We start from the raw sequence: 11586 nt of genomic DNA on the forward strand, positions 1-11586 counted from the left end.
TCTCTGTGCCATTCGCAGCAACCACCGACGGGACGAGGATCGCGTATCAGGTACGGGGCGAAGGGCAACCACTCGTCCTGCTCGCCGGGCAGTCGAACAACCACACCTGGTGGGACCCGATCCTGTCCGACTTCGCGGGACGCCGGCTGATCACCCTGGACTGGAGAGGCACGGGTGACAGCGACAAGCCGGACGAGGTGTACAGCACGCGCGGGTTCGCGCAGGACGTCGTGGCGGTGCTCGACGCGGCCGGTCTGGCGAGCGCACAGATCTACGGGACCTCGATGGGCGGGCGGGTCGCGCAATGGCTCGCCATCGACGCCCCGGAGCGGGTCGAGGCGCTGGTTCTGGGGTGCACCTCACCCGGCGCGGCGCACGGGCACGAGCGCAGTCAGGAGATCCGGAAGGCACTGGCGGATCCGTCGCGGAGCGAGCGGGTGCTGCTCGAGTTGATGTACACGCCCGGGTGGCTCGCGCGGAACGACGGGCCGTACTACGTCCTCGGTGACACCAGCATGCCGTCGTACGCGAAGGGGCGGCATCTGGTGGCCAGCAACCGGCACGACGCGTGGGACGGGCTGCCGGACATCATCGCGCCGACGCTGATCCTGCACGGCACCGACGACGTCTTCAGCCCGGTCGCGAACGCGCAGCTGCTCGCCGACCGGATCCCGGGAGCGCGCGCCGAGCTGATCCAGGGTGCGCGGCACGCGTACTTCCACGAGTTCCGGTCGGTCGCGAGTCCCGCCGTTCTAGCCTTTCTCGCCGCGCAGGACCGGGCGTAGCGCGTCGAGCACGGCCGCGTCCTCGATCGTCGACGGGACCGGCTCGTCGCGGCCGTCCGCGATCCCGCGCATCGTGCGGCGCAGGATCTTGCCCGAGCGGGTCTTCGGCAGCGCGTCGACGACCGACACGTCCCGGAACGCGGCGACCGGCCCGATCTCCCGGCGTACGGCGGCCACCAGTTCGTCGCGCAGCACGTCGTCGGTCACGGTCGCCCCGGCCTTGAGGACGACGAACGCCCGCGGCAGCTGTCCCTTCAGCGGGTCGTGCACGCCGATCACCGCGCACTCGGCCACCGCCGGGTTCGCCGCCACGACCGCCTCGATCGAGCCGGTCGACAGCCGGTGCCCGGCCACGTTGATGACGTCGTCGGTGCGGCCCATCACGAAGATGTAGCCGTCGTCGTCGATGAACCCGCCGTCACCGGTCAGGTAGTAGCCGTCGTACTCCTTCAGGTAGCTGTCGATGTAGCGCTGGTCGTCGCCCCACAGTGTCGGCAGTGCCCCGGGCGGCAGCGGGAGCTTGATCGCGATCGCGCCCTCCTCGTGCGGCAGCAGCTCCTTGCCGTAGGTGTCGAGGATCTGCACGTTCCAGCCCGGCATCGGCACGGTCGCCGATCCCGGCTTGGTCGGCAGCGGTTCCAGCCCGCGCGGGTTGGCGGCGATCGGCCAGCCGGTCTCGGTCTGCCACCAGTGGTCGACCACCGGCACGCCGAGGTGCTCGTGCGACCAGTGGTACGTCTCCGGGTCGAGCCTCTCCCCCGCCAGGAACAGCGTCCGGAACGTGTCGATCGGGTGCTTCGCCAGCTCGGTGGCCTCCGGGTCGACCTTCTTGATCGCCCGGATCGCGGTCGGCGCGGTGAACAGCGCCTTCGCGCCGTGCTCGGAGATCACCCGCCAGAACGCGCCCGCGTCCGGCGTACCGACGGGCTTGCCCTCGTACAGGATCGTGGTCGCGCCGACCAGCAGCGGCGCGTAGACGATGTACGAGTGGCCGACGACCCAGCCGACGTCGGAGGCGGTCCACCACACGTCGCCCGGGCCGATGTCGTACACGTTGCGCATCGTCCAGGCCAGCGCCACGGCGTGGCCGCCGTTGTCACGGACCACGCCTTTCGGCCGTCCGGTCGTGCCCGAGGTGTAGAGGATGTACAGCGGATCGGTCGCGGCGACCTGCACCGGACCGGCCGGCTGGGCCTTCGCGACGAGCGTGGTCCAGTCGACGTCGCGCTCGCCCAGCTCGGCCCGGGCCTGCTCGCGCTGGAACACGATCGTGTGCTCCGGCTGGTGCGAGGAGATCGTCAGCGCCTCGTCGATGATCGGCTTGTACTCGACCACCCGGGTCGGCTCGATACCGCACGACGCCGCCACGATCACGCGCGGCCCGGCGTCCTCGATCCGGGCCGCCAGCTCGCGCGGGGCGAAGCCGCCGAAGACGACCGAGTGGATGGCTCCGAGCCGGGCGCAGGCGAGCATCGCCACGACGGCCTCGGGGATCATCGGCATGTAGACGATCACCCGGTCCCCCTTGCCGACCCCGAGCGACGCCAGGGCACCGGCGAACTGCGCCACCTCGTCCCGCAGTTGCGCGTAGGTGTAGCTGCGGCCCGTCCCGGTGACCGGTGAGTCGTAGATCAAGGCGGTCCGCCGGCCGTCGCCGGCTTCGACGTGCCGGTCGAGGGCGTTGTACGACGTGTTCAGCTCGCCGTCGGGGAACCAGCGGAAGATCGGGGCGTGCGTGGCGTCGATCGCGCGGGTCGGCGGCCGCGTCCAGGTGATCGCCTCGGCGGCCCCGAGCCAGAACCCGTGCGGGTCGTCCAGACTCCTGCGGTAGCTCTCGTCGTACGCGCCCATGCCTGCCATTGCACGGCCTCCCGTTCCGTCGGCTGTTCACCATCGTGGCAGGGTTGAGCCATGACGGTAAGTCTCGACGACGTGCGGCAGGCGGCGGAGCGGATCGCCGGACGGGTCCGGCGTACCCCGGTGATCCAGGTGGCGCCGGGGCTCACGTTCAAGCTCGAACTGCTCCAGCACACCGGCTCGTTCAAGCCACGCGGCGCGTTCAACCGGCTGCTGACCGCGAAGGACAGCGGCGAGCTGACCGGCCAGGGCATCGTCGCGGCGTCCGGCGGCAACCACGGGCTGGCCGCGGCGTACGCGGCCCGCGAACTCGGCGTCCCCGCGCGGATCTTCGTGCCGGAGACGACACCGGCCGCGAAGCTCGGCAAGCTGCGCACGCTCGACGCGGACATCGTGCAGGTCGGGTCCGAGTACGCCGAGGCGTACCAGGCGGCGCTCGCGGAGCGCGACGTGACCGGCGCACTGCTGGTCCACGCCTACGACCAGCCCGAGGTCGTCGCGGGCCAGGGCACCATCGGCCTTGAGCTCCTCGAGCAGATCGGCAGTTTCGACACGGTCCTGGTCGCGGTCGGAGGCGGCGGCCTGATCGGCGGCATCGCCACCGCGATCGCCGACCACGCCCGGGTCATCGGTATCGAACCGGCGCCGGCGCCCACGATGCACCGCGCGCTGGAAGCCGGCGCGCCGACCGACGGCCCGGTGGGCGGGGTGGCGGCCGACTCCCTGGGAGCCCGCCGCCTGGGCGATCTCGCCTTCGCAGCGGTCCAGGGCCATCACGTGCGGTCCGTCCTGGTGGACGACGACGCGATCGTTGCCGCCCGCAAACAACTGTGGCACACCCACCACCTGGCGACCGAGCACGGCGGCGCCACGGCGTACGCGGCTCTGACCTCAGGCGCCTACGAGCCGGCACCGGATGAGCGCGTCGTCGTGGTCGTCTGCGGCGCCAACACCGACCCGAGCACGCTTATTTGACGCGTTGCTGCTTGTCGTCGGCCAGCACCCAGGCCGCGAGCACGCCGGCGATACCGCCGAACAGGTGACCCTGCCAGGAGATCCCGTCCTGCGGCAGCAGCCCGCCGAGCAGCGCGCTGCCCCACACCATCACGACGACGATGCCCAGCAGCACCTGACCGAGCCGGCGGTTGAACAGCCCGCGGAGGATCAGGTACGACGCGTACCCGAACACCAGGCCGCTGGCGCCGATCGTGATCGTGTTCGGCGGTGAGATCAGCCAGGTCCCGAACCCGCCGATCACCGTCACGATCGCGGTCACCGCGAACAGCCGGGCCGCGCCGCTGACCGCGATCAGCGCGCCGAGCGTGACGAGCGGCAGCGTGTTCGAGATCAGGTGCCCGAACCCGAGGTGCAGGAACGGCGCGGTGAGGATGCCGACCAGGCCGCGGGGCTCGCGGGAGATGATCCCGTACTGGTCCAGGGCGCCGTTCATCGCCGTGTCGACGACCTCGGACAGCCACATCAGCCCCAGCAGGGCGACGAGCAGCTTCAGCCCGCTGCCGATCTTGGCGGTGTCCACACTCCGCCCAGATCGCTTCGCCGGCGTCTGAAAGCTCATGCCTCTACGATGCCGTACTCCCCCAAGTCTCAGCCCGTGACAGGCGCGGCGACAGCGGACAGTGATGTCTGTGATACTGCGAGTGGCACTCGTCGAGTGAGGGGGAACGATGCCGATCGCTGTCTACGTTCTTGGGCTGAGCATCTTCGCGCAGGGCACGTCCGAGCTGATGCTCGCCGGACTGCTCCCCGAACTCGCGACCGATCTGCACGTCTCGATCCCGCGGGCCGGGCTGCTGATCTCGGCCTTCGCCCTCGGCATGCTCGTCGGCGCACCGGTCCTCGCCGTCGCGACGCTCACCTGGTCCCGCCGGACCGCGCTGCTCGCCTTCCTCGCGATCTTCGCGCTCACCCACGTCGCGGGCGCGCTGACCTCCAGCTACGCCGTCCTGCTCGCCACCCGCATCGTCGGCGCGTTCGTGTACGCCGGCTTCTGGTCGGTCGCCGCGGTGACCGTGGTGTCCCTGGTGCCGGCGACCAGCCGGGCCCGGGCGATGAGCATCGTCACCGGTGGCCTCACGATCGCGACCATCGTCGGGCTGCCGCTGGGAACCGTGCTGGGCCAGCATCTCGGGTGGCAGTCCGCGTTCTGGACCGTCGCCGGATTGTGCGTGCTGGCGATGTCCGGAGTCCTCGCAACCGTGCCGTCCGACCGGCCCGACGCCGCGAGCACGCCCCGGCTCGCCGACGAGATCCAGGTCCTGCGCAACGCACGACTCTGGCTCGCTTTCGGCACCACAGCCCTGGTCACGGCAACGATCCTGGTCGTCTTCAGCTACCTGGCGCCGCTCCTGACCCGAGCCACCGGCCTGCCGGCGGGAGCCGTCCCGACAGTCCTCGCCCTGTACGGTCTCGGGTCCTTCATCGGGATCACGATCGGCGGCAGGTTCGCCGACGCGCTGCCATTCCATACGTTGTTCATCAGTATCACCGGGCTGACGGTGCTGTCCGCCGTACTGGCGCTGACGGCAACCGTTCCGGTGGCGGCGATCGCCGTCGTCGCGCTGCTCGGCGGCTTCGGCTTCGCCGCGAACCCGGCCCTGAACGCCCGCGTGTTCGGGCTGGCCGGTGACGCGCCGACGCTCGCGACCGCGACGAACTTCTCGGCGTTCAACGTCGGTATCACGGCCGGACCGTGGCTCGGCGGCCTGGCGATCGACGCCGGTGCGGGCTACCCCGCACTCGGCTGGATCGCGGTCGCCACCGGAGCCCTGGCCCTGGTGACCGTACTGGTCGCGGCGTACCTGCCGGTCAGTTCACCGGCCCCTGCGGATCGAGGTGCGACGGGTCGAAGTCGGCGTGCCGGTTGAACACGTACTTGTTCAGCAGCCAGGTGAGCGCCCACAGCCCGACGCCGACCAGCATCAGCCAGCCGGCGATCTTGTAGTCGGCCGACGCCCGCCCGGACAGCGGGCTCGCCAGGTAGACGCACAACACGACGCCCAGCACCGGCAGCGCGGTCGGCGCGTGGAAGTGCTTGTGCTCGACGGGGTCCCGGCGCAGCACCAGCACGGCGACGTTCACGATCGCGAAGACGCACAGCAGCAGGAACGCCGTCGTCCCGCCGAGCGCCGCCAGGTCGGCGTACCCGATCAGGACGAACGCGAGCAGCGTGGTGAACAAGATCGCGATGTACGGCGTCCGGCGCCGGCGCAGCACGCGGCCGAGCGGACCGGGCAGCACCTGCTCGTGCGACATCCCGTACAGCAGGCGGCTGGCCATCAGCATGTTGATCAGCGCCGAGTTCGCGACCGCGAACATCGTGATCCACGCGAACAGCTCGAGCGGGAACCCGGGCGCGCCGGCCTGGACGACCTTCAGCAGCGGCGTGGCGCCCTTGTTCAGCTCGTCCGGCGAGACCAGCGCGACCGCGGAGATCGCGACCAGCACGTAGATCACGCCGGTGATGCACAGGCCGATCAGCATCATCCGCGGGAAGATCCGGACCGGGTCCTTGGTCTCCTCCGCCATGTTCACCGAGTCCTCGAACCCGACCATCGCGAAGAACGCCAGCGCGGTCGCGGCCGTCACCGCGCTGAACGGCGACTCGCCCTCGGGGACCTTGAAGTCGGTCAGCCGCGAGGTGTCGCCGTCGCCGCCGATCAGCGCCCAGGCGCCGATCGCGATCACGATCAGCAGACCGCTGAGCTCGACGCAGGTCAGCACGACGTTCGCCTTCACGCTCTCGCCGACACCGCGCAGGTTCACCAGCGCGATCAGGGTCATGAACGCGAGCGCGGTGATCATCAGCAGCGCGCCGCGGTCGGCGTCGATGTGCGCGGCGGAGAAGAAGTTCGCCGCGAACGCCTTGGACGCGCTGGACGCCGACGTCAGCCCGGAGCACATCACCGCGAACGTCAGCAGGAAGGTCAGGAAGTGGATGCCGAACGCCTTGTGCGTGTAGACCGCGGCGCCACCGGCCTTGGGGTACTTCGTGACGAGCTCCAGGTAGCTGGTCGCGGTCAGCAGCGCGACCACGAACGCGCACAGGAACGGCAGCCACACCGCGCCCCCGACCTCTCCGGCCACCTTGCCGGTCAGCGCGTAGACGCCGGTGCCGAGGATGTCCCCGACCACGAACAGCAGCAGGAGCCCGGGCCCCATCACCCGCTTCAGCTCAGGTCGCTCGCCGGCCTTCGGCTCGGCGGCAGCCGCACTGTCACTCATCCACGTCCTCGCTTCGCTGCGGGCGCGGATGACGCACGAGCACACTGTGTTGTTTTGATGAGCTCGCTTCGCTCACTCATTGTGCCTCCCTGGATCCGGTGCGTCAGTGGACCATATCCGGGGGTGCAGGGGCGAGGCCATCACCGGAAGGTGACCGGCGGCCTGACAGCATGTCGCCCGTGATGCACCTTCGTCTCATCGTCCCATCGGACCGTGGAGAGCGCGTCCTGGACACGCTCGTCGCCGACCCGCGGGTGACCAGCGTCGTCCGGCTCCCCGGCGCCGCGCTCCGGCCCGCGGGCGACATGATCGAGTGCGACGTGACCCGCGAGGCCACCTCGGACGTGCTCGCCTTCCTCAAGTCCGAGGGGCTGTACGACGACGGCGCGGTCGCGGTCAGCGCCGTCGACTCGGCACCCTCGCGGAACGCGCAGGCCGCGGAGAAGGCGGCGCCCGGCGCACCCGACGACGCGGTGATCTGGGACGCCGTCGTCGACCAGGCCTACAACGAGGCCAGCGGTTCCTGGGTCTACTACGTGTTCCTCACGCTCGCGACCATGATCGCGTCGGTCGCGGTGGTCACCGACTCCTCGATCCTGGTGGTCGGCGCGATGGTCGTCGGCCCCGAGTTCGGAGTCGTCGCCGCGCTCGCGGTCGGCCTGTACCTGCGCAAGGGCGGTCTGACCAGGCGGTCCCTGTCACTGCTGGTCACGGGCTTCGTGATCGCGATCGCCGTGACCGTGGTCGCGGCTCTGCTGGCGCGCGCGGTCGGCTGGGTCGACACCGCCGACGTGACGGCGGACCGGCCGCTGACCGGCTTCATCTGGCGACCGGACCGGTGGTCGGCCGTCGTCGCGGTGCTCGCCGGATGTGCCGGCGTCCTGTCGCAGACAGCGGGCCGGGGCAACGCGCTGGTCGGCGTCTTCATCTCGGTGACCACCGTCCCGGCCGCCGGCGACCTGGCGCTGTCGATCGCGCTGTGGGCGCCGCACCAGATCGGCGGGTCGGCGGCGCAGCTCGGCATCAACCTGGCCGGGATGACGGTCGCCGGAGTGCTCACCCTGATGCTGCAGCGGATGATCTGGCGCAGCTACCTGCGGCTGAAGCGAAGGACGGGCGCGCGCGTTGAGGCTTGACCAGGCGTCCCCTGCCCGGTCCGCGCGCGCCCGGCACCGTCAGACATACCCCACCTGAGGGGTCCGTGCACCTGGGAGCACCCGGCAGCATGCTGACGTATCCCAGACATGGCGCGAAGTCGCCAAACCGGTCGAGACCGTCCAACCGACGAGATAGCCTGTTCGAATGCTGGAGTCGGTTGGGGTGGACGAACCCGATGAGGAGGCCTACCGGGCGCTGCTGTCGGCCCCGGGCTGCGACATCCGCGAGCTTGCCGGCCGGCTCGGCCGGGACGAGCACGAGGTGGTCGCGACGGTCGGCCGGCTCGAGAAGCTCGGTCTGCTGACGAGCACCTCCGACGACCCGGTGCGGCTGCTCCCGACCCGCCCGGACGTCGCGGTCGACGCACTGGTCGCCGTACGGCGGGCCGAGCTCGACCGGGTCCGTGCCGAGGCGCGGGTGCTGCTGTCCGAGCTGAGCACCCAGGAGCAGTACCGGCCGGAGAACCTGGTCGAGGTGATCGTCGGTCAGGAAGCGATCGCCGCCCGGTTCGCGCAGCTGCTCAACGGCACGAGTCACCAGCTCCTCGTCCTCGACCGCCCGCCGTACGCCGCTCAGGCCGATGAGTCGGACAGCACCGTGCGTGGACTGCTCGGCGAGGGTGTCGTCGTGCACGGCATCTACTCGCCCGACTCGCTGGACATCCCCGGTGGTGTCGATGAGGCGTACAGCGCGGCCGATGCCGGTGAGACCTCACGGGTGCATCCGCAGGTGCCGATGAAGCTGGCCGTGTTCGACCGCAAGATCGCACTCCTGCCGCTGTCCGTGGACCAGCTGGTCGACAGCGCGCTGGTAGTGCACCCGTGTGCGTTGCTGGATGCGCTGATCGAGATGTTCTGGCTCTTGTGGGACCAGGCCGTGCCGGTGGTTCCGGCCGCCAAGGCTGACCCGACGGATGCCCGGCTGATGACACTGCTCGCGGCCGGGTTCAAGGACGACGCCATCGCGCGGCAGCTCGCACTGAGCAGCCGGACCGTCGGCCGGCGCGTGGCCGAGCTGATGGAGACGCTGGGTGCGCGGACTCGTTTCCAGGCCGGTATCCACGCCCAGCGCCGCCATCTCCTCGAGGACTAGCCCGAGGATCAGCAGGTCGCCAGCATCTGCGTGAGGGCTGTCTTCTCCGCGGACTGGAGTGACAGCTTGTAGGTGTACTTCACCCAGATCCACTCGCGCGCGTAGATGCAGTGCACCGACGTGTTGGTCGGCTTCCACTCCGACGGGTCCTTGTCGCCCTTCGAGCGGTTGCTCGACGCCGTCACCGCGATCAGCTGCGAGATCGTCAGGTTGTTCGCGAACTCCTGGCGCTTGGCCGTGGTCCAGGTGCTGGCGCCCGACTTCCACGCTTCCGACAGCGGCACGATGTGGTCGATGTCGACGTCCGAGGAGTCGTTCACCCAGGTCGAGTCGTACACGCTGTACCAGCGGCCGGCGGTCGGTTGGCAGCTGCTGTCCACGGTCACGCCGCTGCCGTCGCGCTTCAGCACCTGCTCGCGGGTGTCGCAGGTCCCGGACTGGATGATCCAGTGCGGGAACTTGTCCCGGCTGTAGCCGGTCGACGAGCCCTCGGCCTTCACGGTCAGGCTCGCCAGCTGGGTCGCGGCCGTGCTCGCGGACGGCGGGGTCGGCGGATACGCCATCGCCTGGCCGGTGCTCAGTGTCCAGGCGGTCACGGCTGCCGCCGCGGTAGTCAGTACAGCGGTGATACGTCGCATCGGTCAGGCCTCCGAGGTAGGGCGGAATCCCCCCTGAACGTTGCTGCCCTCAGCCTTCCCCGATCACACGCTGTAGGAAACCACTCACCAGTTACAGTCCAGTGAACGTCAGTCGTGTTCGACGACGGTCAGGGTCCACCCGGCCCCGGACCTGTCGAGCTCCGCGTTCCACCGCTCACCGATCAGCTTCTGCAGCGACTTCGGTGTCCCCGGATCCTTGCCGGACTCGAGCAGGTGCCGGGCGACCAGCCCGCGGGTGTGCTTGGCGTTGTGCGAGACGACCGAGCGCACGCCGTCGCGTTCGCGGACGACGTTCACCGACACCCACTTGTCCGCCTGCGCGCCGGCCGGGCGCCACGCCGCGACGTACGTCGAGGAGCGGCAGTCGACGATCACGCCGTCCACGTCTGCCAGCGCGGCGTTCAGCGGATCACGCCAGACCGACGCCAGCGGTCCGTGGCCCGGCAGCGTCGTCCCCATCGAGAGCCGGTACGGCGGGACGCGGTCGGCGGGCCGGAGCGCACCCCAGGCGGCCGAGATGACGAGCAGCCGGTTCGCGGCCCGCCGCTTCGAGCCGGCCGACAGCGTCGAGTAGCCGAGGGCGTCGTACAGCACACCGGAGTACAGCTCCGACACCGGCACCGACGGCTCGGTGCGCCAGCGGGTGTTGCGCTCGACCTCGTCGCGCAGCGAGGCGCCGACCTCGAGGACGTCGTGCGCGTCGGCCGAGGCGGACACCTTCGCCAAGGTCTCCAGCACCTGCTCGCGGACCGGGTTCAGCTCCGGGAACGACAGCGTCGCGAAGTCGACCGCACGACCGCGCGACCGTCCGGTCTTGCCCTCGGACGGCGGCAGGAGGATCAGTGTCACGTCAGGTCGTCCAGCGCGGCGAGGTCGGCGGCGGTCGGCTCCCACAGGCCGGCCCGGACGTTCTGCGCGATCTGCTCGGGGCTGGTGGCGCCCGCGATCACCGAGGCCACCGCGGGCTGGGCCGCGAGACCGCCGATCGCGACGTCGATCATCGACAGGTCGCGCTCGGCCGCGAACGTCTCGAGGGCCTCGAGCTTGTCGAAGTCCGCGCGGGCCAGCCGCTCGGGCTGCGTCGCCAGCCGGGAGCCCTCCGGCGCCGTCGTGCCGCGCTTGTACTTACCGGTGAGCAGCCCGGACGCGAGCGGGAAGAACGGCAGGATGCCGAGGCCGAGGTGCTCACAGGCCGGCACCAGCTCGTCCTCGACGTCGCGCTCGAGCAGCGAGTACTGGTTCTGGGCGCTGACGAAGTGCTCCAGACCTCCCGAGCGGGCGGTCCAGTCGGCGTCGACCACCTGCCAGGCCGCGAACTGCGAGCTGCCGATGTACCTGACCTTGCCCTCGGCAACCAGTTCGGACAGGGCCGCCAGGGTTTCCTCGATCGGCGTCACCGGGTCGGGGAAGTGCAGCTGGTAGAGGTCGATCCAGTCGGTGCCGAGCCGCTGCAGGCTCGACTCGACCGCCTTGCGGATGTACCGGCGGGAGCCACGCACGCCCCAGTCGGGCCCGTTCACCCCGCCCATGTCACCGCCGAACTTGGTCGCGATCACGACCTCGTCGCGGCGCGACCCGAGCGCCTTGCCGAGCAGTTCCTCGCTGAACCCGTGCTCGCCGCGGTAGATGTCCGCGGTGTCGAACAACGTGATCCCCGCGTCGACCGCGGCGTTCACCACGACCTCGGTCCGGCCCGCGTCGAGCCGCCGGCCGAAGTTGTTGCAGCCCAGTCCCACGACGCTCACCGTGAGACCGGAGTCGCCCAGCTGCCGGTACTCCATATCGCTCATGTG

The 11586-nt window shown here is 70.4% G+C and carries 11 protein-coding genes; 5 read left to right on the forward strand and 6 right to left on the reverse strand.

The window, feature by feature from the left end:
• The first annotated feature begins 5 nt into the window (after window positions 1–5).
• Complete coding sequence (locus ABZW60_RS26520; RefSeq protein ID WP_355481163.1) at window positions 6–785, forward strand: alpha/beta fold hydrolase; 780 nt, start codon at window positions 6–8, stop codon at window positions 783–785.
• Here ABZW60_RS26520 and ABZW60_RS26525 read toward each other — a convergent pair.
• Window positions 753–2636 carry a propionyl-CoA synthetase gene (locus ABZW60_RS26525; RefSeq protein ID WP_355481165.1) on the reverse strand — a complete coding sequence of 628 codons (1884 nt, stop codon included), beginning with the start codon at window positions 2634–2636 and terminating at the stop codon, window positions 753–755. The genes ABZW60_RS26520 and ABZW60_RS26525 overlap by 33 nt on opposite strands.
• 60 nt (window positions 2637–2696) lie before the next feature.
• On the opposite strand from ABZW60_RS26525, the gene ABZW60_RS26530 reads away from it, so the two are divergent.
• Window positions 2697–3617, forward strand: a complete 921-nt coding sequence (locus ABZW60_RS26530) for a threonine/serine dehydratase (RefSeq protein WP_355481167.1) — start codon at window positions 2697–2699, stop codon at window positions 3615–3617.
• Here the strand turns inward: ABZW60_RS26530 and ABZW60_RS26535 are convergent.
• Window positions 3610–4218, reverse strand: coding sequence for a rhomboid family intramembrane serine protease (locus ABZW60_RS26535; protein ID WP_355481169.1), 609 nt, complete (start codon window positions 4216–4218; stop codon window positions 3610–3612). The two genes, ABZW60_RS26530 and ABZW60_RS26535, sit on opposite strands and share 8 nt — an antisense overlap.
• 109 nt (window positions 4219–4327) lie before the next feature.
• Between ABZW60_RS26535 and ABZW60_RS26540 the strand changes: the two genes are divergently transcribed.
• Window positions 4328–5527: a Cmx/CmrA family chloramphenicol efflux MFS transporter gene (locus ABZW60_RS26540; protein WP_355481171.1), complete on the forward strand. Its 1200-nt coding sequence runs from the start codon at window positions 4328–4330 to the stop codon at window positions 5525–5527.
• Here ABZW60_RS26540 and ABZW60_RS26545 read toward each other — a convergent pair.
• Window positions 5469–6884: an APC family permease gene (locus tag ABZW60_RS26545; RefSeq protein ID WP_355481173.1), complete on the reverse strand. Its 1416-nt coding sequence runs from the start codon at window positions 6882–6884 to the stop codon at window positions 5469–5471. The genes ABZW60_RS26540 and ABZW60_RS26545 overlap by 59 nt on opposite strands.
• A gap of 182 nt (window positions 6885–7066) precedes the next feature.
• Here ABZW60_RS26545 and ABZW60_RS26550 point away from each other — a divergent pair, with 182 nt between their 5' ends.
• Window positions 7067–8020, forward strand: coding sequence for a DUF389 domain-containing protein (locus tag ABZW60_RS26550; protein WP_355481807.1), 954 nt, complete (start codon window positions 7067–7069; stop codon window positions 8018–8020).
• Between the two features lie 166 nt (window positions 8021–8186).
• Entirely contained in the window at window positions 8187–9134 is a 948-nt protein-coding gene (locus ABZW60_RS26555; RefSeq protein WP_355481175.1) for a LuxR C-terminal-related transcriptional regulator, read from the forward strand.
• Between the two features lie 8 nt (window positions 9135–9142).
• Here the strand turns inward: ABZW60_RS26555 and ABZW60_RS26560 are convergent, their stop codons facing one another.
• From ABZW60_RS26560 to ABZW60_RS26570, 3 genes are all read right to left on the reverse strand, one after another.
• Window positions 9143–9772 carry an HNH endonuclease family protein gene (locus ABZW60_RS26560; RefSeq protein ID WP_355481177.1) on the reverse strand — a complete coding sequence of 210 codons (630 nt, stop codon included), beginning with the start codon at window positions 9770–9772 and terminating at the stop codon, window positions 9143–9145.
• Between the two features lie 108 nt (window positions 9773–9880).
• Entirely contained in the window at window positions 9881–10642 is a 762-nt protein-coding gene (locus tag ABZW60_RS26565; RefSeq protein WP_355481179.1) for a peroxide stress protein YaaA, read from the reverse strand.
• Window positions 10639–11583, reverse strand: coding sequence for an aldo/keto reductase (locus ABZW60_RS26570; protein ID WP_355481181.1), 945 nt, complete (start codon window positions 11581–11583; stop codon window positions 10639–10641). Before ABZW60_RS26570 ends, ABZW60_RS26565 begins: the two co-directional genes overlap by 4 nt.
• Window positions 11584–11586: the final 3 nt, after the last annotated feature.

Source organism: Kribbella sp. NPDC003557, assembly GCF_040610805.1.
Lineage (GTDB): Bacteria > Actinomycetota > Actinomycetes > Propionibacteriales > Kribbellaceae > Kribbella.